Below are 19,995 nucleotides of genomic sequence, written 5' to 3'. Positions count from 1 at the left end.
GGCGCGCGCGCCCCCGCCCGGGGACGCTCCGGCACGCGCGGCGCCGAGGCGTCGCCCGTGGCGTCGCCGTCCGCGCAGACGGTCGGCGGGCCCCGGCTCGCGAGCCGCGGCGTCGTCGCGAACACGGCCCCGGGCGTCCCGGCCCCGCCGAAGATCAAGGCGGCCTCGTACCTGATCGCGGACGCCGACACCGGCGAGGTCCTGGCCGCCAAGGACCCGCACGGGCACTACCTGCCCGCCAGCACCCTCAAGACCCTCACCGCGCTGACGCTCGTCCCCAAGCTGGACCCGAACCGGCTCGTCCGGCCGTCCCAGAAGGCGTGCGACACCGAGGGCACCAAGGTCGGGCTGACGCCGAAGATGCAGTACAAGGTCTCCGACCTGTTCCACGCGCTGCTGATGATGTCGGCCAACGACGCGGCGGTGACGCTGGCCGAGGCCGACGGCGGGATGGGCAGGACCCTCGCCGACATGAACGCCGAGGCCCGGCGGATCAACGCGCGCGACACGCTCGCCGGATCCCCGAACGGGCTGGACAAGGACCTCGGGCTGAACGTCCGGACGCAGCACACCTCGGCCTACGACCTCGCGCTCATCCTGCGCGAGGGGATGAAGAACCCCCAGTACCGCGCCTACATGCAGGCGATCGACTTCCCGTTCCCGGCGCCCCCGACCAAGAAGGAGCGCAAGAAGGGCAAGAAGGTCGGCGGGTACCCGATCCACACGCACAACCACATGCTCCCGGGCGAGCGGCTGGCCTACCCCGGGATGCTCGGCGGCAAGAACGGCTACACGATCGCCGCCCAGCAGACCTTCGTCGCCCAGGCGCGCCGCGGCGGGCACACGATCGTGATCTCGCTGATGCGGGCGGACATGCCGCCGTCGGCGTACGCGGCCAAGCTGCTGGACTGGGGCTTCGCCGCGCGCGGCAGGGTCCAGCCGGTGGGCACGCTCGTCCCGCCCGGCGACATCGAGCAGACCCGCAAGAACGGCGGCTCGGGCGTGCTGCCCGACGCGCCGCTCGCCTCCGACGACTCGTCCCGCATGTGGCTGCTCGTCGGCGGCGGCGCGGTCGGCGCCCTGCTCGCGATCGCGGTGCTGTACGTGGTGCTGCGCCGCAGGCGGCGGCTGGAGGCGGCCCGCTCCCGCGGCGGCCGGTAAAGCTTCCCCCACCCCTTCCCACGGGCCTGGCACCGCCGCGCCGGGCGGGCTTACGCTCGCGGTGGCGCCGGTGATCGCGTCACCGCCGGGGGACGGCGGAACGGCGCCGCGGGGAGGAACTGCGCCATGTCCGACTTGTATGTCCCCTTGCCCGGCGCCCTCGCCCTGGCGCCGGAGCCGCCGCCGACGTACGAGCATCCGAACGTGACGCTGCTGAAGGACGGCTACACGGCCTTCGACAAGGGCGACATGGACCTCATCCGCGAGCTGCTCGCCGACGACGTCGTGCACCGCGTCCCCGGACGCGGGCCCGTCTGCGGCGTGTACCGGACGCCCGAGGAGGTCCTGGGCTTCTACGTCCGGCTGTTCGAGCTGTCCGGCGGGACGTTCCACACCGAGCCCTACTCGGTCATGGCCAACGACGAGTACGGCGCCGCCCTCGTCCAGACCTGCGCCGAGCGCCCCGGCCGCATCCTGGACGGCCGCGCCGTCGACCTGTTCCGCTTCCGCGACGGAAAGATCACCGAGATTCGCACCCTGGCCGAGGACCAGTACGCCAACGACGCCTTCTGGACCTGACCGTGTTTCAACGTCCCGGCCCACTTCGCTCGCCTGGCGGCTCGCTGCGTGACCGGGCCTGGGCGAACGCGGCATCGCTTCGCGATCTGCCCGGCTCCGCTCGCCTCCGGCTTCGCTCCACCGGCCAGGTCACGCGTTCGCGCGTGCGGGCAGGGCCACTTCGAGACAGGTCCTAGGCCGGTTTTCCGGTTTCTAGCGGCTTTTCGTCTTCCTTGGGCTTCGTGGCCTCTGCGGCCTTCTCGTCTTCCGCGCGGTCGCCGGTCCCGGCCGGTTTCTCGTGGCGGCCGGGCTTCCGGCGGCGGGCCTCGGCCCCGTCCTCGACCGGGTCCTCGTTCCCCGCGGGCCCCTCGTGCCTGCCGGGCCTCTCCCCGGCGCGCTCCTGGAGCGCCTCGACCTCCGCGCGGTCGACGCTGTTCTCCGGGTTGGCGGCGTCCGCGGTGAGGACGACGCGGCGCGTCGCGGTCCAGGCGGCGACGAACAGCGCGAACCGGGTCGCGATGTTGATCCACACCATCAGGCCGACCAGCACCGCGAACGTGCCGTAGACGGGGTTCTGCGTCGTCCGCCCGATCAGGAAGGCCGCGATCTGCTTGAGGATCTCGAAGCCGACCGCGCCGAAGAGCGCGCCCCGGATGATCCGGCGCCAGGGCGCCCGGGTGCCCGACAACCGGCTGAACAGGGCCAGGAAGACCACGGTGTCGAAGAAGATGGCGCAGGCGAGGGACAGCAGCCGCAGCCCGGTCCCGGCGCCGGGGACGTGCTCCAGGCCGAGCCAGCCGAGGACGGTGTGGGTGGCGGACGTCGTGACCGTCGTGACCGCCATGCCGCAGATCAGGATGAGCCCGAGGAACGCCAGCACGCCCCCGTCCCAGAGCCGCTTCAGGAAGAAGTTGCCGCCGCCGCCCGGCTCGTTGCCCCAGATGTCGCGCAGGGACTCGCGCAGCACCTGCACCCAGCCGATCCCGGTGACCAGCAGCGCGACCAGGCCGAGGACCCCGACGGCGGTCTTGGACTGGGCGATCTGCTCGACGTCCAGCTGGCCCGCGAGCCCCGGCAGCTGCGAGCTGATCGCCCGGACGAAGTAGGCGCGGGCCTCGTCGCTGACCCCGACGAGATAGCCGAGCAGCGCGTACGCCAGCGCCATCAGCGGGAAGAACGACAGGAACGCGTAGCTGGTGAGGGCGGCGGCGAGCCGGTCGCCGCGGCGCTCCTGGTACCGCTCCAACGCGCGCACCTGGTGGTCGAACCACCGTGACCGCTCCCGGGAGCGTTGCAGCAGCGCCTTCCCGTCGCCGAACAGGGACTCGCTCCGCCGCTGAACCCTGCCGATCACCTGCCGCATGCACGCAACGTACCCAACGCGGGCCGGTCGATGCCGCAGACGGTAATCGAACGGTCAACGCAGCGTCTCGTGCGGCCCGCTCATCCGGGGGCGGGCCCGCCGCGGTCGCCGCCCGGGGACGGCACCGCGCCGTCGCCGAAGATGAAGTCGCACTGCGGGCGCCAGACGCCGTCCCGCCCGTGCTCGTACAGGGAGAACCCCCACGCCTCGAAGTCGGCGCTGTAGCCGGCGAGCTCCTTGAACGCCTGGTCCATGACGCTCTCGGGGAGGTGGTGGGCGATGGTCACGTGCGGGTGGTACGGGAACGGCAGCGGCCGGGCGAGCGGACCCGACAGAACCTTCGCCTGAACCCGCTCGCAACCGCCGATTCCTTCGGCGAGCGCCACGAACACGACCGGTGACACCGGCCGGAACGTTCCGCTGCCTCGCAACTTGATCGGGAACGGGGTCTCGGTCGCCGCGACGGCCCGCAGATGCTCCTGGACGGCGTCGATCCCCGACTCGGGGACCTCGGTCGGCGGCAGCAGCGTGATGTGCGTCGGGATCGCGTGGGCGAGCGGATCCCCGAACGAGGCCCGCCGCGCCTGGAGGAAGGCCCCGAACGGGTCGGGGATGGGGATGGCGACGCCGATGGTGCGCACGCCGCCGTCCCCGCCGGGGGTCACGCCCCCGGCGGCGGAGGGCGCCTTCCCGGGGCCCTCCGCGGCGTCGCGGGCGGGGCCGTCAGCGGCCACGTCCCACGAATCCCACCCGTTCGCGCACGGTCTCCATCGTCGCGGTGGCGACCCTGGAGGCGCGCTCGGCTCCCAGGGCGAGCACCCGGTCGAGCCGCTCCTCGTCCTCCAGCAGCGTGAGGGTGCGCTCCCTGATCGGCGTGAACGTGTCGAGGACGACCTGCGCGAGGTCCTTCTTGAACTGCCCGTAGCCCGAGCCCGCGTAGCGGCTCTCCAGGTCGGGGACGGAGGTGCCCTCCAGCGCGGAGAAGATCCGCAGGAGGTTGGTGACGCCGGCCTTCTTCTCCTCGTCGTAGACGACCTCGGAGCCGGTGTCGGTGACCGCGCGCATGATCTTCTTGCGCATCGGGCCGGGCTCCTCCAGCACGTCGATGATCCCCTGCGGCGAGGACGCCGACTTGCTCATCTTGGCGTCCGGCTCCTGCAGGTCGGTGATCTTCGCGGCGCCCTCGGGGATGTGCGCGTCCGGCGGGACGAACGTGTCGCCGAAGCGGTGGTTGAACCGCTGCGCGAGGGTGCGGGTCAGCTCCAGGTGCTGACGCTGGTCCTCCCCGACGGGGACGCGCAGCGCCCGGCCGCCCTCGGCGGTGGGGTCGGGCGAGTAGAGCAGGATGTCGGCGGCCTGGAGGACCGGGTAGGTGAACAGCCCGACCGTCGTCCCGCCCGTGCCCTGCTTGGACGACTTGTCCTTGAACTGCGTCATCCGCTGGGCCTCGCCGAAGCCGGTGAGGCAGCCGAGGACCCAGGCCAGCTCGGCGTGCTCGGGGACGTGGCTCTGCACGAACACCGTGGCGCGCTCGGGGTCCAGGCCCATCGCGAGGAGCTGGGCGACGGCGACCTTGGTCCGGCGGCGCAGCAGCGCGGGGTCGTGCTCGACGGTGATCGCGTGCAGGTCCACCACGCAGTAGAAGGCGTCGTGGGTGTCCTGCATCGAGACCCACTGCCGGAGCGCCCCCAGGTAGTTGCCGAGGTGGAACGAGTCGGCGGTGGGCTGGATGCCGGACAGCACGCGCGGCGGTGCCGCGGCCGTTCCGGCGGACGCTTCGGGGCTGGGCGCTTCGGGCATGTGCACGGACCGATTCTCTCAGGTGTCGCTTGAGACTTCGCCGCCGGTGGCCTGCCGGGTGCCGGGGCCGGCGGCGGCGTCGCCTGCCACCGCCCGCGGGGTCGCGGACGGCGTGCCGGGCGGCACCGGTGCGGCCTGCGGCGACGCCCGCGGCATGACGCGCACGCGGGCCACCCGCCGGCCCTCCATCCGGGCCACGGCGAGCCGGCGACCGCCGGCGTCCACCGAGTCGCCCTCGGCGGGCACGCGGCGCAGCACCGCCATGATGTGCCCGGCGACCGTCTCGTACGGCCCGGCCGGGAGCCGGATGCCGGTCTCGGCGGCGAAGTCGTCCAGGTTGAGCAGGCCGTCGACCTCGACCACCCCGCCGTGCAGGCGCCGTGCCTGCGCGTCCTGGACATCATATTCGTCGCGGATGTCGCCGATGAGCTCCTCCAGGAGGTCCTCCAGCGTGACGATGCCGGCGACGCCGCCGTACTCGTCCATGACGATCGCCAGGTGGCAGCCCTCGCGGCGCATCTCCGACAGCGCCGGCAGCACCCGCTTGGAGGACGGCAGGAATTTCACCGGCCGCACCAGACCGCCCACCGGGCCGTCGCCGGGGACGCCCGGGGCGGGCCCGTCCGGCAGGACGGGCGCCAGCAGGTCGCGGATGTGCACGAACCCGATCACCTCGTCGTGGGAGTCGCGGCAGACCGGGAACCGCGAGTGCGGGCTGCCGGCGGCGATCCGGGCGGCGGCGGTCAGCGGGAGCGCGGCGTCCAGGAACTCCACCTCGGTGCGCGGGACGAGGACCTCGCGCAGCGGCCGCTCCCCCGCCGCGAACACCTCCCCGATCAGCGCCCGCTCGTCCGGGGTGAGCTGCGTGTTCTGGGCGACCAGCGTGCGCATCCGCTCCGCGGTGATCTCCCCGCGGAGCGTGCCCGGGTCGCCGCCCGACAGCCGCACGACGAGGTGGGTCGAGCTCGACAGCAGCCGCGCCAGGGGGCGGGCGAGCGCTCCCGCGGGCCCCACGAGCGTCCGGGACGGCGTCCGGTCCATGGGTTCAGCCTTCCCCGTTCGGCGTTCCGGATAGCCTGGGCGGACCCCTCGGCCTGGACGGGTCTCGCCGTCCTGATGATCGTGAACCGGCCGAGAGTCTCGTCGTGGAGGTCCGTCAGTGAAGCTGCTCGTCACCGGAGGCGCCGGCTACGTCGGCAGCGTCGTCTCCGCTCTGCTGCTGGAGGCGGGGCACGAGGTCGTCGTGCTCGACGACCTGTCCACCGGGCACGCGGACGCGGTGCCCGAGGGCGCACGGCTGGTGCGCGGCACGCTGCGCGACGCCGCGGCGGAGGTGCTCGGCGGCGCCGGGTTCGGCGCCGTGCTGCACTTCGCGGCCCGCTCGCTCGTCGGGGAGTCCGTCGAGAAGCCCGGCCTGTACTGGGACAAGAACCTCGGCGAGTCCCTCGCCCTGCTGGAGGCGATGCGCGTCGCGGGCGTGCCCCGGATCGTGTTCTCCTCGACGGCCGCGACCTACGGCGAGCCGGAGTCGACGCCGATCCTGGAGACCGACCCGACCCGTCCGACCAACCCCTACGGGGCGTCCAAGCTGGCGATCGACACGGCCCTCGCCGAGTACGCGCGGCTGCACGGGATCGGCGGGGTGTCGCTGCGGTACTTCAACGTGGCCGGCGCGTACGGGCGGCTCGGCGAGCGCCACACGGTCGAGACCCACCTGATCCCGAACGTGCTGAGGATCGCGCAGGGCGGCGGCGACGCCGTGAAGATGTTCGGCGACGACTACCCGACCCCGGACGGCACCTGCGTCCGCGACTACATCCACGTGACCGACCTCGGCCGCGCCCACCTGCTCGCGCTGGACGCCTGCGAGCCCGGCCGCCACGAGATCTTCAACCTGGGCAGCGGCACCGGCAACTCGGTCCGCGAGGTCGTCGAGGTCTGCCGCGAGGTGACCGGCCGCGACATCCCCGCCGAGGTGGCGCCGCGCCGTCCCGGCGACCCGGCCGTGCTGGTCGCCTCCTCGGAGAAGATCCAGGCACGGCTCGGCTGGAAGCCCGAACGCGATCTGCGCACCATGGTCGGCGACGCGTGGACCTTCCTGCGCTCCCGATGAGCGGCGCGCTCAGCGAGGCCTTCGCCGAGGCGTTCGGGCGGGCCCCGGAGGGCGTGTGGCGCGCGCCCGGCCGGGTCAACCTGATCGGCGAGCACACCGACTACAACGACGGCTTCGTCCTGCCGTTCGCGCTCCCGCACGGCGTCTCGGTCGCCGCCGCCCGCCGCGACGACGGCGTGGTGGAGGTCCGCTCGCTGCAGGCCGCCACCACCGTCACCGCGCCCGTGGACGGCGGGACGGTCGCCGCCGAGAACTGGCCCGCCGACCGCGAGTGGGCCGCGTACCCGGTCGGCGTCGCGCGCGTGCTGCGCGAGCACGGCACGGGCGGCGCGTCCCTGCTGATCGACTCCGACCTCCCGCAGGGCGCGGGCCTCTCCTCGTCCGCCGCCCTGGAGTGCGCGACGGCGCTGGCGCTGTGCGACCTGCACGGCGTGGAGATCGACCGTCCCGCGCTGGCCCGGCTGGCCCAGCGCGCCGAGAACGAGCAGGTCGGCATGCCCTGCGGCCTCATGGACCAGTCGGCGTCCCTGCTGTGCACGCCCGGCCGGGCGCTGATGCTCGACTGCCGCAGCGGTCTGTCGTCGCAGGTCCCGTTCGACCCGGCCGCCTCGGGCATGGTCCTGCTGGTGGTCGACACGCGGGCCTCGCACGCGCTGACGGGCGGCGACTACGGCCGCCGCCGCGCGGAGTGCGAGGAGGCCGCGTCCCTGCTCGGCGTCGAGGCCCTGCGCGACGTCAAGGACCTCGCCGCCGCCCTCGCCGCGCTGCGCGACCCCGTCCTGCGCCGCCGCGTCCAGCACGTCGTCACCGAGAACCACCGGGTCGAGGCCGCCGTCGGGCTGCTGCGCGCCGGCGCCCTCCCCGAGCTCGGCGCCATGCTGAACGCCTCGCACCTGTCCCTGCGGGACCAGTTCGAGGTCTCCTGGCCCGAGGCCGACGCCGCCGTCGACGCCGCGGTGCGCGCGGGCGCCCGGGGCGGCCGCATGGTGGGCGGCGGCTTCGGCGGCTCCGCCATCGTCCTCACCCCGGCCGCCCGGGCCCAGAAGGTGCGGGACGCGATCACGGCCGCCTACGCCGACCGCGGCTGGACGGCCCCGGAGTTCCTGGAGGCGCCCCCCTCCGAGGGCGCCCACCGCGTCAGCTGAGGGCCGACTTGAGGTCGTCGTGCAGGCGGGTGGCCTCTTCCGCGGCGCCGGTCTCGTCCAGGGTGGTGAAGCCGTCGGCGGCGGCCGCGGCGTGCGCGGCCGCCTCGGGGAGGCGGCCGACCTGGCCGAGGACGCGGGCCTGGTCGTAGGAGACGAGGGCGGTCTCCCAGACGCGGGCGGGCTCGTTGTCCGGGGGCAGCCCGGCCAGGGCCGCGCGGGCCGTGTCCATGACGGCGACGGCCTCGTCGGCGTCGCCGCTCCACAGCAGGCTCATCGCGGCGCGGCGGCGGGTGCGGACCACCCCGTAGGGATCGCCCGCCTTCTCGTTGGCCTCGGCGGCCTCGGCGAACCGGGCGGCGGCCTGGGCGTCCCTGTCGAGGGCGGTCAGGACGCCCCCGGCCTCCTCCAGGAAGTGCGCGACGGCGTCGTGCCGGCCGTCCCGCGCGGCGTCCTCGGCGAGGTCGGCGAACGTCGCGGCGGCGTCCTCCTCGCCCATGTCCTTCTGCGCGTGCGCGAGGATCAGGCGGCAGCGCCGGGCGGGGTCGCCGTCCAGTCCGGGCAGCGCCTCCTCGGCGGTCTCGGCGGCCTCCAGGTGGCGGCCCACGGCCAGGTACGCGGCGGCGAGGTCCACGCGGAGGTGGACGGCCTGCTCGTGCATGCCCTCGGCCGTCCAGGCCGCGATGGCCTCGGCGAGGTCGGCGACGGCGTCGGCCGGCCGGTCGGCGGCGAGGAGCGCCAGGCCGCGGTCGCAGTGCGCCACCGCGCGCATCGGCGACGGGGGCAGCGCGGCGATCACCTCGTCGAGCAGGGCGAACACCTCCTCGTCCGGGCCGGTCTCCCCGCGGGCGAGGGTGCGGGCGAGCAGCAGGCCGGGCGAGGCGACCGTCTCCGGCTCGCCGGAGGCGCGCGCCGCGTCGGCGGAGCGCCGCAGCGCCGCCACCGCCTCGCCGGTGTCGCCGGTCCGCAGGAGCGCCTGCCCCCGCAGGAACCACAGCTCGCCGGCGCGGTCGGGCGCGTCGCCGGTGTCGACCCGGTCCAGCGCGGCCAGGGCCTCGGCCGGGCGGTCCAGCCCGAGGTGCGCGGTGGCGAGGCGGAGCAGCGCGGCCGTGGCGTCGCCGTCCTCCCCCGGATGCGCGGTGAGGTGCTCGGCGGACGCGACCACCTGCTCCAGGCCGCCCTCGTCGCCGAGGTCGACGCGCATCGCGCCGAGGCGGCCGAGCGCGCGGTACCGGCGCGTCTCCTCGCCCAGCTCCGCGTACAGCCGGGAGGCCTCCTCCCAGCACCGCGCGGCGCCCTGGCCGTCGCCCTCGACGGCCAGCTCGACGCCCCGGCCGTCCAGGCGGCGGGCCTTCTGGAAGGGCGTCGGCCCGGTGGTCTCGGCGACGGCGTCGAACCGCCGGAAGGCCGCGAGCATGCCGGGCAGGTCGCCGTCGGCGCGGCGCCGGTCCACCAGGTCGAGCAGCTCCCCGAGATCGTCCATGGACGCGAGGGCGTCGGCGGAGGCGGCGTCGTCCGCGGAAGGGGTCCGCGGGGCGGGGGCGGGCGCGGGGCGGCGGTGGTGGGGGGCCAGCGGCAGGAAGTCGACGACCGGCTCGGCCTCCAGCGTGGCGCGCACCTTGTCGCCCTGGTGGGACGTGCCGTTGCGGGCGTCGAACCGGGCCGCCAGCGCCGTCGCGCGCTCGGCCAGCTCGGCGCGCAGCTCGGGCAGGGGCACGTCCGCCGCCGGGCGGTCGTCGGCCGCCGGTCGTCGGACGGTCGCCGCGCCGTGCCCGGCCGCCTCGACCGCCCCCAGCAGCAGGGCCGCCGCGGCGGAGAACTCCATGTCGGCGTGCGCGCTCGGGGCCCGGTCGAGCCAGCCGAGGTGCCGCTGCAGGATCTCCAGGCCGCGCGCCCCGTTGCCCGTGACCGCGCAGAACTCCAGGTGCTCGCCGATGTCGCCGAGGTCGGCGAGGCGCGCCCGGTGCACCCGGTAGGCGCGGCGGTGCGCGGCGGCGGCCTCCTCCAGGCGGCCCATGCGCAGGTACACCGGCAGCAGCGCCGTCTGGATCGACTGCGGCTGCTCGTTGCAGGACAGCCGCGCGCTCAGCACCGGCGCGGCGATCTCGAACGCCTCCTCGTGCCGTCCGGCCTCGACCAGGTGGCGGGCCATGCCGGTCGGGTCGCAGCCCTCGCAGTCGGACAGCTCGTCCCGCTCGGCGGCGCGCCACTTCACGAACCACTCGTGCGCCGAAGCGTCGCCGATGTGCCGCGCCACCACGTTGCGGTAGTGGTACACCGCCTGGAGGCTGTGCCCGCCCGCCTTGTAGCGCCGCTCCATGTCGTCGAGGACGGCGTAGGCGCGGTCCAGCGGGATCTCGGGGAACGAGGTCAGGGAGCTGACCACCGCCTTCATCTGCCACAGCAGGCTGTGCGTCTCGTCGAACCGGGCGGGGTCGCGGTCGTGGTCGGCCAGCGTGCGGCTGAACGTCGCGAACGCCTTCACGGGCTCGCCGCCGTACCGGTAGGCGTCGGTCAGCCTGACCCGCACGTGGAACGCGAGGACCTCGTCGCCCGCCGCCTCGGCGCGGCGCAGCGCGTCCTCGATCAGGACGGTGCGGGCCTCCCCGTAGGGCAGCTCCTGCGACCGCGCCATCAGCGCGTAGACGTCATCCATGCTCAACGGGGCCCTCCGGGGAGTGGACGGCCCACTCCAGCAGGCCGATGAAGGAACGGTTCAGGACCGCCGTGTCGACGGGCCGCAGCGGATGGTGGCCGAGCAGCAGCGCCTGCCCGTACAGGGCCTGGACGGCCGCCTCGACCGGCCCGCCGTCACCGAGCGAGGTGACCCGCCGCGCCAGCGGATTGCGGTAGTTCAGCACCAGCTGGGGGCGGTCGGCGCTCGTGGTCGCGCCGACCGCGCCGAGCACGTCCGCCCACAGCTCGCCCGCCTCCTCCTGCGCGCGGGCCAGCTCCTCGCGGAACTGCGCGTCCCGGCTCGTCAGGTACAGCGCGGGCAGCGACGCGGGGTCGAAGTCGCGGACGACGACCTCGCAGCCGAGCCGCTCCACCGCCCGCTGCGCCGCCGCGAGGAACGGCCGCAGCGCCAGCTCCGCCGCCGGGTCGAGGACGCCGAAGGTGGTGGTCAGCTCGGCCGCGTCCAGCCGCGCGAGCCGGATGTCGGGATCGAGGTCCGGCAGCCGCTCGATGATCTCGGTGTCGTGGACGTAGCCGCCGTTGACCAGGCCCACGCCCTGGGCGCCCGCGACCGCCGCGAGCCGCCGGAACTCGTCCACGTCCGCGGTGAACCGGCCGTCCGGGTGGCGGCGGCGGAACTCGTGCAGGGTCATCGGCCCGGAGGACGTCTCGTACTCCAGCCACCGGTCGACGATCCGCAGCATGTCGTCGTCGTGCAGGGCCATCGCCTTGACGCCGAGCTGGTGCAGCCGCAGGAAGGCCCGCAGCCGCGCCGGGTCGGTCTCGGCGAGCTTCACCAGCCACTGCCGCAGCACCTCGCCGAGGCCGTGCCGGGTCGATTCGAGCAGCTCGTCCTCGTAGAGGGCCTCGCGGCTCGCGGTCGGCCGCAGCTCCCCCGCGTCCACGACGCAGCGCGCGAAGAACGCCCAGTCGGGAAGCAGTCCCTCGACGCTCTCGGCCAGCAGCATCCGCTTCAGGTAGACGCGGTGCGCGGCGCGCGCGGACGGCGACACCGGCTCGGGCAGGACGAACGCGACGCCCGTCAGCCCGGCCTCCGGCACGTCGAGGTCCACGACGTCGAACGGGGTGAACCCGCAGACCTCCTCGCAGTACCGCTCCAGCGCCCGCCTGCGGTCGGCGGGATCGCGGTAGGACGCCCGCCACGGCGGCCCGTCGCCGGTGACGGCCACGCCGTCCACGACCAGCTCGACCGGGAGGAGCGACCCGTAGGTGGCGGCCAGCTCGGCGACGACCGGCGGGCTGAGCAGCTCCCCCGCGCCCGGCCGCGCCCGCAGCGTCACCGTCGTGCCCGGCTCGTCGCGCTCGCCCGGCTCGACCAGGTAGCTGCCCTCGGACCGTCCCGTCCACCGGACGGCGCCGCCGCCGCGCGCGGACCGCGTCACGACCTCGATCTCGTCCGCGACGAGGAACGCCGACAGCAGCCCGATCCCGAACTGGCCGAGGAAGTCGTGCCGCGCGAAGCCCAGTTCGTCCCGCTTGGACGACCGCCCGATGGTCGCCAGCAGCGTGTGCACCTCGTCCTCGGTCAGGCCGACGCCGTCGTCGTGGACGCGCAGCACGCCGCCGCCCGTCTCGATCTCGACGCGGCCGCCGGCGCCGCGCGCGGTGATCGCGTCCACCGCGTTCTGCAGCAGCTCCCGCAGGTAGACGCGCGGGCTCGCGTAGAGATGGCGGCTCAGCAGATCCACCACGCCCCGCAGGTCCACCTGGAACGCCTGTTCGGCCACCGGCACGCCTCCCCCGATCACTTTCCGAGCGATCACACCCTAGCGACCGATACCGACGCATTCAGATCATTTGCCGTCGCCACCGCGTGATCGCCGCCCCGCCGCCGCCCGGAAGCGGCCCCGGACGCGGACGAGCCCCGGACCACGGGGTCCGGGGCTCGTCCGCGCTCAGGTCAGATGAGGCCGAGCTTGCGGACCGCCTCGCGCTCCTCCGACAGCTCCGCGACGGACGCGTCGATCCGGGCGCGGGAGAAGTCGTCGATCTCCAGGCCCTGGACGATCTCCCACTTCCCGTCCGCGGCGGTGACCGGGAAGGAGGAGATCAGGCCCTCGGGGACGCCGTAGGAGCCGTCCGACACGACCGCCATCGACGTCCAGTCGCCGTCGGCGGTGCCGTTCACCCAGGTGTGCACGTGGTCGATCGCGGCGGACGCGGCCGACGCCGCCGACGACGCGCCCCGCGCCTCGATGATCGCGGCGCCGCGCTTGGCGACGGTCGGGATGAAGGTGTTCTCCAGCCAGTCCTGGTCGTTCACCGTCTCGGCGGCGTTCCTGCCGGCGATCTCGGCGTGGAACAGGTCCGGGTACTGCGTGGCGGAGTGGTTGCCCCAGATCGTCATCCTGCGGATGTCGGAGACCGAGGCGCCCGTCTTCTTCGCCAGCTGCGCGAGGGCGCGGTTGTGGTCCAGGCGCGTCATCGCGGTGAACCGCTCGGCCGGGACGTCCGGCGCGTGCTGCTGCGCGATCAGCGCGTTGGTGTTGGCCGGGTTGCCGACCACGAGGACCTTGACGTCGTCGGCGGCGCCGGCGTTGATCGCCTCGCCCTGCGGCTTGAAGATGCCGCCGTTGGCCTCCAGCAGGTCGCCGCGCTCCATGCCCTTCGTGCGCGGGCGCGCGCCGACCAGCAGCGCCACGTTCGTCCCCTCGAACGCCCGGCCGGCGTCGTCGAAGATGTCGATGCCGGACAGCAGCGGGAACGCGCAGTCGTCCAGTTCCATCGCGGTGCCCTCCGCGGCCTTCACCGCCTGCGGGATCTCCAGCAGGCGCAGGCGTACGGGCACGTCCGCGCCGAGGAGGTGCCCGGACGCGATGCGGAACAGCAGCGCGTAGCCGATCTGGCCCGCGGCGCCGGTAACGGTAACGGTGACTGGGGTGCGAGTCATGCGTCCTTCTCCTGCTGTGACCTGACGGGGCTCAGGCGGCCATCCTTGGGAACCCGACCGCCCGAGAGGCCTCCCGCCCGCACTCCGTCGCGCGGGTTCTCTCGCCGTCGAGATAGTTGCGGTGCCAGGCTATCGCGCACGTCCCGCCCGCCACCGCGCAGGTGCGCCTCCCGGCACGCCCCCCGCCCCGAACAGGCGGAAGGCCGCCCCGGACGGATCCGGAACGGCCTTCACCCCGCGTGCGCGGGGGGCGACCGGCGAGACGCTAGCCGCCGATCTTCTTCTGGAGGTTGGTGTCGAGCGCCTCCAGGAAGCCCTGCGTGGTCAGCCAGGGGGTCTCCCCGCCGACGAGCAGGGCGAGGTCCTTGGTCATCTGGCCGCTCTCGACGGTCTCGATGCAGACCTGCTCCAGCTTGCGGGCGAAGTCGATGACCTCGGGCTGGTCGTCGAGCTTGCCGCGGTGCTCCAGCCCGCGCGTCCAGGCGAAGATCGACGCGATCGGGTTGGTCGACGTCGGCTTGCCCTGCTGGTGCTGCCGGTAGTGCCGGGTCACCGTGCCGTGCGCGGCCTCGGCCTCGACGGTCCTGCCGTCGGGGGTCATGAGGACGGAGGTCATCAGGCCGAGGGAGCCGAAGCCCTGCGCGAGGGTGTCGGACTGGACGTCGCCGTCGTAGTTCTTGGCGGCCCAGACGAACCCGCCCTCCCACTTGAGCGCGGCCGCGACCATGTCGTCGATCAGGCGGTGCTCGTAGGTGAGGCCCTTGGCCTCGAACTCGGCCTTGAACTCGGTCTCGTAGATCTCCTGGAAGAGGTCCTTGAACCGGCCGTCGTAGGCCTTGAGGATCGTGTTCTTCGTCGACATGTACAGCGGCATCCCGCGGCTCAGCGCGTACCGCATGCTCGTCCGGGCGAAGTCGCGGATCGAGTCGTCGTAGTTGTACATGCCCATGGCCACGCCGCCGCCGGGGAACGAGGCGACCTCGAACTCCATCGGCTCGTCGCCGTTCTCGGGGGTGTAGGTGATCGTCACCTTGCCCGGGCCCGGCACGACGAAGTCGGTGGCCTTGTACTGGTCGCCGTGGGCGTGGCGGCCGATGATGATCGGCTTCGTCCAGCCGGGGACCAGGCGCGGGATGTTGGAGACAACGATCGGCTCACGGAAGATCACGCCGCCCAGGATGTTGCGGATCGTCCCGTTCGGGGACCGCCACATCTTCTTCAGGCCGAACTCCTCGACGCGCGCCTCGTCGGGGGTGATGGTCGCGCACTTCACACCGACGCCGTGCTCCAGGATGGCCTTGGCGGCGTCGACGGTGACCTGGTCGTCCGTGGCGTCACGGTGCTCGATCCCCAGGTCGTAGTACTTCAGGTCCACATCGAGGTAGGGCAGGATCAACTGGTCCTTGATGAATTTCCAGATGATCCGCGTCATTTCGTCGCCGTCGAGTTCGACGACCGGGCCCGCTACTTTGATCTTGGGCATGCTGTTGCTGTCCCTTTCCTACACCTGGCCAGCAGTCCTTGTAAGGCTCAACTGGCAAGGCTAGCCGAGGCGGTCATGAGGTCTAGACCTGGCCTTGCCCTGGGACCCGCCGCCTCCGGCCTGACCTGCGGCGACGCGCTAGCCCGGGGGCTCCTTGGCCGTCCGGGAGGAGCGCCCGGCGAGGAGCAGCCGCGCCCCGCGCACCATCATCGTGAACGCGATCAGCACGCCGAACGCGCCGGCGAGGACGAGCCCGGTCTTGTTCATCGGCGGGACGCTCAGCGACACGAACGCGACCATCTCGCCGAGGATCACGAGCGTCCAGCAGTCGACCGACCGGCTCCGGACGGCGAGCGGGCCGAGCTGCGACTCGGGCAGCAGCAGCCGGGCCAGCGCGCCGATGAGCAGCGCGGCGGCCATCAGGCCCGAGCCCTTGCGAAAGTAGTTGAAGGCGCACAGCGTGAGCCCCGCGCCGACGCCGCTGAGCACGAGGAGGTACGGCAGCCGCGCGAGCCAGTGCGGGGCGGCGCTCCTCCGACGCGGCGCCTTGCGCCTGCGCCGGTGCACCTGGGTGCTCATGGCCCTCACGGTATAGGCAATCGGGCCCCGGCACGACATCGCGCACCCCTCCGGCGGGAGCGGTCCGCGGGGGGACGCAGATGAGTCGGGGCGGAGACGCAAGCGAGGCGGCGGGGGGAGCGTCCGGTTTGTCACACGCCGCCGAAATGCGGATGGGACCTATGTGCTCAAGGTGATGGCCGAGAGCCCGGAATCCCCTGCGCCATCGGTCCTACTCGCCAGTAGGAGGGTGTGACGGCATGGCACCCGGGTAACCCGGCAGACAGGGGTCGCTAACTAGCTGGGAGGACTGCCGTGGAGGGGCCGTTCATGCGGATCGAGGACAGCGGGCTGGTGGTGCCGCTGCGCCCCGACGTGACGACGGTCGGGAGAGGGAGAGGAGTGGACATCCGCCTCGACGACCCGTCTGTGTCCCGTTTGCACGCAGAGATCGTCCGACGTGGCCCGTACGTCTACGTGGTGGACATGGGCCTGTCCCGCAACGGGACGCGCGTCAACGGCCGGCCGATCGCCCGCCGTGTGCTGGAGGACGGTGACGTCGTGAGCTTCGGCACGGCGCGCTGCCGCTTGGGGGGCATCCCCCGTGAGGAGGTCGACCCGGACGTCGAACTGCGGCGCGCCGTCGCGCCCGAGCTCACCCGCCGGGAGGTCGACGTGCTGACCTCGCTGTGCCGGCCCGCACTGTCCGACGAGGCGTTCGTGGCCCCGGCCACGGCGCGCGACATCGCCGGCGAGCTGGTCGTCACGGAGGCCGCGGTCAAGCAGCACCTGCTGCGCCTCTACCAGAAGTTCCGGATCCCCGAGGGCGCCAACCGGCGCACCCGGCTCGCCAACGAGGTCATCGCGATGGGCCTCGTCCGCCCGCTGCCGCCGGTGCACGTGCCCCAGCAGGGCCGTCCGCCGATGGACGGGCGCGTCCCCGGGGTGCGCGGCACCACCGAGACGCGCCGGCCGGGCGCCACCGGCCACGCGCACGGCCCGGGCCGTCCGGCGCACAGCACGGCCGCGGGACGGAGGGCCAGCTGATGTGAGACCCGCGGTCGCCCTCCCCGGCAGCGCGACAGGAGGGCGATCGCTCAGCCCCCGATGCGGCCGCGTAAGTGACGGCGCGGCCCAGGGACTCGCCGGCGGGGGCCGCCACCCAGGTGCTGGTGGCGGCCCCCGAAGCGTGCCTGTCCGCGGCCCGTGCCCGGCCGGCCCGGCGGGGCCGGCCGGTCGGGCTGGTGGTCAGACGGCCTGCCCTGTGGCCTGCTCGGCCGCCTCGACGACGTTCGCGAGGAGCATGGCGCGGGTCATCGGGCCGACACCGCCGGGGTTGGGCGCGACCCAGCCGGCGACGTCGCGGACGTCGGCGGCGACGTCCCCGGCGAGCTTGCCGTCCACGCGGGACACGCCCACGTCGAGGACGGCTGCGCCGGGCTTGACCATGTCGGCCGTGATGAGGCCGGGCACCCCGGCCGCGGCCACGACGATGTCGGCCTTGCGGGTGTGCTCGGCGAGGTCGCGGGTGGCGGTGTGGCAGAGGGTGACGGTCGCGTTCTCGGTGCGGCGGGTCAGCAGCAGGCCGAGGGAACGGCCGACGGTGATGCCGCGGCCGACGACGGTGACCTCGGCCCCCTTCAGCGGGACGTCGAAGCGGCGCAGCAGCTCGACGATGCCCTTCGGCGTGCACGGCAGCGGGCCCGGCTGCATCAGGACGAGCCGGCCGAGGTTGACCGGGTGCAGGCCGTCGGCGTCCTTGACGGGGTCGATGCGCTCCAGCACGCGCTGCTCGTCGAGGCCCTTCGGGAGCGGCAGCTGGACGATGTAGCCGGTGCAGGCGGGGTCGGCGTTCAGCTCGGCGACGGCGCGCTCCACCTCGTCCTGCGAGGCGGTGGCGGGCAGGTCGCGGCGGATGCTCTCGATGCCGACCTCGGCGCAGTCGCGGTGCTTCATGTTCACGTACGAGTGGCTGCCGGGGTCGTCGCCGACCAGGACGGTGCCGAGCCCGACGGAGACGCCGCGCTCGCGCAGCGCCTCGACGCGGACCTTGAGGTTCGAGCGGATCTCGGCGGCCGTGGCCTTGCCGTCCAGAATCTGTGCCGTCATGCGTTCCTCCGCGTGGATCTCGGCGGGACCGGGCCCCGGGCGCACAGCCCGGCCGGATGGGTCCCGTCCACCCAGGCGCGCGGTGTCCGGACTGTCGTTCGCTCCCCGGTGGTGATCCACCTTGACCGCGCCAGTCGCGTAGGCCCCCATGCTAACCGGCCGCCCGGAGACGGCGGGCCCCGCGGCTCCGTGGAGGAGGCCCCCCGCGAGTGGCTTGCGGAAAAGGGCGCCGAGTGGCTCTGCCGGAGGCCGCCCCCGGGGTCCTAGCGTGCTCCGCATGAACGAGGAATGGTTCGAGCGGCCCGTCCTGACCGGGCGGTACGTGCGGCTGGAGCCGCTGTCCGCCGACCACGCCCCGGGCCTGTTCGAGGCGTCCAAGGACCCGGACCTGTGGACGTGGATGAGCCAGCGCCGGCCGGAGAGCGTCGCCGACATGCGCGCGCAGGTCGACCAGGCGCTGGCGGCCTGCGAGCGCGGGCTGCGCCTGCCCTGGGTCCAGATCGACGCGGTGACCGGGGAGGTCGCCGGGACGACGTCGTACTACGAGATCTCACCGTCCGACCGCGGCCTGTGCATCGGCCACACGTGGATCGGGGCGCGGTGGCACCGGACGGGGCTCAACACCGAGGCGAAGCTGCTGCTCATAGGCCGCGCGTTCGCCGACCTAGGGGCGATCCGGGTCGGCTGGCACACGCACGTCAGCAACGAGCGGTCGCGCGCGGCGATCGAGCGGCTCGGGGCGGCGTTCGAGGGCGTCCACCGGAAGCACCGGATCCGCGCGGACGGCTCGATCCGCGACACCGCCGTCTACGCGATGACGGACGACGACTGGCCCGCCGCCGAACGCGCCCTGCGCGCGAGACTGCGCTGACGGCCGGTGGGCGGGGCGCTCAGTCCTCGGAGCGCTGGCGCCAGCCGATGAGGCGGTCGGTGCCGTGCCAGCCGAGCTGGGCGGCGAGCACCGCGGCCAGGAACGCGGCGACCAGCCCGATCACCTGGCGCGACTCCATCAGCAGCAAGTCGGCCTGGTAGACGACGCCGAGCATGAGGGACATCAGCAGATTCATCCTGCCTCCACCACGGAACGCCCGCGCCGGGGTCAAGGGAGGGTCACAGGGGGGCGCGGCAGCCTGAGGGTACCCGCCCGGCGGCCGTGTGTGGTCCCGCGCCGCGGAACGGGTCGCGCGAGGGCGGCCGGGCGGGCCGCCGTCAGTGGATGATCGCGATGAAGATCAGGCAGCAGATGATGTTGACCATCCAGCTGTTGTTCGTCATCCACTCCCGCGCGCGGGGCATGGCGCGCTCGGCGCGCCGGTGGAAGAGCAGCACGGCGAGCAGCGGCAGCGCCGCGACCAGGAGGGTGGCCCCGACGAAGACGGCGGCCTCCGCCGCGCCCTCGTGGTGCTGCTCCAGGTTGGCCCCCACCGTGAGCATCACGATGATGTCGGAGGGCATCAGGATGATCAGCAGCAGCCCGGTCTTGAACGCCCGGCCCGGCCCGGCGTTCATCAGCGAGCCGAGCCATTTGGGCGGTTCGATCGTGGCCCGTTTCACGTAGTTGCGCACGATGGCGGCCAGCAGCAGCGCGATCAGCACATACTGGACGATCTTGCCGACCGAGCTGTCGTCGGACGGCTTGCCGATGTCCACGCTGTTGCCCACCAGCGCGAAGATGCCCCGCGCGGCGGCGACGCCCGCGCTCGCCGAGATGGCCACGCCCGCCAGGAACGCCAGGGAGACCCGCACGGGCCTCGGGGTCGTCACCAGGATGATCGCCGACATGATCTGGGGACCCGCCATCATCGTGATGGCCAGCGGGAGCACCTGAAAGCTCATGGCCCCTCCCCCGCCGTGGCTCCCGCCGCACGGGAGACGCCCCTCGTCAGGGCTCACGCTAGAGGAGCGACCGGGGCTCGGTCCGTCGGCCGACGCGTTCTTGACCGGGAGCCGATCCTTTTTTTCTGCCCCGCGGTCCGCCCGATGGCCCGCGCCAGGGACGCGGCTGACCCGCGTCTGGGGAGCGCGGACGCGACGCCCCGCGGTCGCCGACTTGATGTAGGAGGTGCGCACCGGGTCGTGCGGCTCCGGCTCGGCGAACAGGGTGACGTCGTGGATCGTCAC

Annotated in this window: 18 protein-coding genes and 1 riboswitch; of the genes, 6 read left to right on the top strand and 12 right to left on the bottom strand. The window is 73.7% G+C overall.

What is annotated here, in order from left to right:
* Both ABWI04_RS35085 and ABWI04_RS35080 read left to right on the top strand, forming a co-directional pair.
* Positions 1 to 1,161: D-alanyl-D-alanine carboxypeptidase family protein (locus ABWI04_RS35085; protein ID WP_353835091.1), on the top strand; the 1,161-nt coding region annotated here is incomplete at its 5' end.
* Between the two features lie 126 nt (positions 1,162 to 1,287).
* Complete coding sequence (locus ABWI04_RS35080) at positions 1,288 to 1,740, top strand: nuclear transport factor 2 family protein (protein ID WP_345176703.1); 453 nt, start codon at positions 1,288 to 1,290, stop codon at positions 1,738 to 1,740.
* A gap of 172 nt (positions 1,741 to 1,912) precedes the next feature.
* Here ABWI04_RS35080 and ABWI04_RS35075 read toward each other — a convergent pair whose 3' ends face one another.
* The 4 genes from ABWI04_RS35075 to ABWI04_RS35060 form a co-directional block, all read right to left on the bottom strand.
* A complete protein-coding gene (locus ABWI04_RS35075; protein ID WP_353835090.1) occupies positions 1,913 to 3,082 on the bottom strand; it encodes a YihY/virulence factor BrkB family protein in 1,170 nt (389 codons plus the stop codon).
* 80 nt (positions 3,083 to 3,162) lie between these two features.
* The gene (locus tag ABWI04_RS35070) at positions 3,163 to 3,816 is read right to left on the bottom strand and encodes a 2'-5' RNA ligase family protein (protein WP_345176699.1); all 654 of its coding nucleotides are present in this window, start codon (positions 3,814 to 3,816) and stop codon (positions 3,163 to 3,165) included.
* Positions 3,806 to 4,882, bottom strand: coding sequence for a tryptophan--tRNA ligase (gene trpS, locus ABWI04_RS35065; protein ID WP_353835093.1), 1,077 nt, complete (start codon positions 4,880 to 4,882; stop codon positions 3,806 to 3,808). The genes ABWI04_RS35070 and trpS overlap by 11 nt, the downstream gene beginning before the upstream one ends.
* An 18-nt stretch (positions 4,883 to 4,900) precedes the next feature.
* Entirely contained in the window at positions 4,901 to 5,923 is a 1,023-nt protein-coding gene (locus ABWI04_RS35060; protein WP_345176697.1) for a hemolysin family protein, read from the bottom strand.
* A 118-nt stretch (positions 5,924 to 6,041) separates the two neighbouring features.
* Here ABWI04_RS35060 and galE point away from each other — a divergent pair, with 118 nt between their 5' ends.
* Both galE and galK read left to right on the top strand, forming a co-directional pair.
* A complete protein-coding gene (gene galE / locus ABWI04_RS35055; RefSeq protein WP_353835089.1) occupies positions 6,042 to 6,995 on the top strand; it encodes a UDP-glucose 4-epimerase GalE in 954 nt (317 codons plus the stop codon).
* Positions 6,992 to 8,140, top strand: a complete 1,149-nt coding sequence (gene galK / locus ABWI04_RS35050; RefSeq protein ID WP_353835092.1) for a galactokinase — start codon at positions 6,992 to 6,994, stop codon at positions 8,138 to 8,140. The genes galE and galK overlap by 4 nt, the downstream gene beginning before the upstream one ends.
* Here the strand turns inward: galK and ABWI04_RS35045 are convergent.
* From ABWI04_RS35045 to ABWI04_RS35025, 5 genes are all read right to left on the bottom strand, one after another.
* Positions 8,133 to 10,799, bottom strand: a complete 2,667-nt coding sequence (locus ABWI04_RS35045) for a hypothetical protein (RefSeq protein ID WP_353835088.1) — start codon at positions 10,797 to 10,799, stop codon at positions 8,133 to 8,135. The two genes, galK and ABWI04_RS35045, sit on opposite strands and share 8 nt — an antisense overlap.
* The gene (locus ABWI04_RS35040) at positions 10,786 to 12,561 is read right to left on the bottom strand and encodes an HSP90 family protein (RefSeq protein WP_345176690.1); all 1,776 of its coding nucleotides are present in this window, start codon (positions 12,559 to 12,561) and stop codon (positions 10,786 to 10,788) included. Before ABWI04_RS35040 ends, ABWI04_RS35045 begins: the two co-directional genes overlap by 14 nt.
* Positions 12,562 to 12,734: 173 nt before the next feature.
* Entirely contained in the window at positions 12,735 to 13,724 is a 990-nt protein-coding gene (locus ABWI04_RS35035; RefSeq protein WP_353835087.1) for a malate dehydrogenase, read from the bottom strand.
* 265 nt (positions 13,725 to 13,989) lie between these two features.
* Positions 13,990 to 15,207 carry an NADP-dependent isocitrate dehydrogenase gene (locus ABWI04_RS35030; protein WP_345176684.1) on the bottom strand — a complete coding sequence of 406 codons (1,218 nt, stop codon included), beginning with the start codon at positions 15,205 to 15,207 and terminating at the stop codon, positions 13,990 to 13,992.
* Positions 15,208 to 15,345: 138 nt separating this feature from the next.
* Positions 15,346 to 15,786, bottom strand: coding sequence for a DUF3017 domain-containing protein (locus ABWI04_RS35025; RefSeq protein WP_345176682.1), 441 nt, complete (start codon positions 15,784 to 15,786; stop codon positions 15,346 to 15,348).
* Between the two features lie 294 nt (positions 15,787 to 16,080).
* On the opposite strand from ABWI04_RS35025, the gene ABWI04_RS35020 reads away from it, so the two are divergent.
* Positions 16,081 to 16,812 carry an FHA domain-containing protein gene (locus tag ABWI04_RS35020; RefSeq protein ID WP_345176679.1) on the top strand — a complete coding sequence of 244 codons (732 nt, stop codon included), beginning with the start codon at positions 16,081 to 16,083 and terminating at the stop codon, positions 16,810 to 16,812.
* Positions 16,813 to 17,013: 201 nt separating this feature from the next.
* Here ABWI04_RS35020 and ABWI04_RS35015 read toward each other — a convergent pair whose 3' ends face one another.
* Complete coding sequence (locus tag ABWI04_RS35015; RefSeq protein ID WP_345176676.1) at positions 17,014 to 17,874, bottom strand: bifunctional methylenetetrahydrofolate dehydrogenase/methenyltetrahydrofolate cyclohydrolase; 861 nt, start codon at positions 17,872 to 17,874, stop codon at positions 17,014 to 17,016.
* 62 nt (positions 17,875 to 17,936) lie between these two features.
* A riboswitch (ZMP/ZTP riboswitch) is annotated at positions 17,937 to 18,022 on the bottom strand.
* A gap of 129 nt (positions 18,023 to 18,151) precedes the next feature.
* Between ABWI04_RS35015 and ABWI04_RS35010 the strand changes: the two genes are divergently transcribed.
* A complete protein-coding gene (locus ABWI04_RS35010) occupies positions 18,152 to 18,745 on the top strand; it encodes a GNAT family N-acetyltransferase (RefSeq protein WP_353835086.1) in 594 nt (197 codons plus the stop codon).
* 19 nt (positions 18,746 to 18,764) lie between these two features.
* On the opposite strand, the gene ABWI04_RS35005 is transcribed toward ABWI04_RS35010, so the two are convergent.
* A complete protein-coding gene (locus ABWI04_RS35005) occupies positions 18,765 to 18,941 on the bottom strand; it encodes a hypothetical protein (protein ID WP_179837580.1) in 177 nt (58 codons plus the stop codon).
* Between the two features lie 142 nt (positions 18,942 to 19,083).
* A complete protein-coding gene (locus ABWI04_RS35000) occupies positions 19,084 to 19,710 on the bottom strand; it encodes a GAP family protein (RefSeq protein ID WP_345176671.1) in 627 nt (208 codons plus the stop codon).
* Positions 19,711 to 19,995: the final 285 nt, after the last annotated feature.

Source organism: Actinomadura sp. NPDC000929 (assembly GCF_040492065.1).
Lineage (GTDB): Bacteria > Actinomycetota > Actinomycetes > Streptosporangiales > Streptosporangiaceae > Spirillospora > Spirillospora verrucosospora.
Note: the sequence above shows the minus strand (reverse complement) of the source record. Positions and strands in the feature narration are given on the sequence as shown.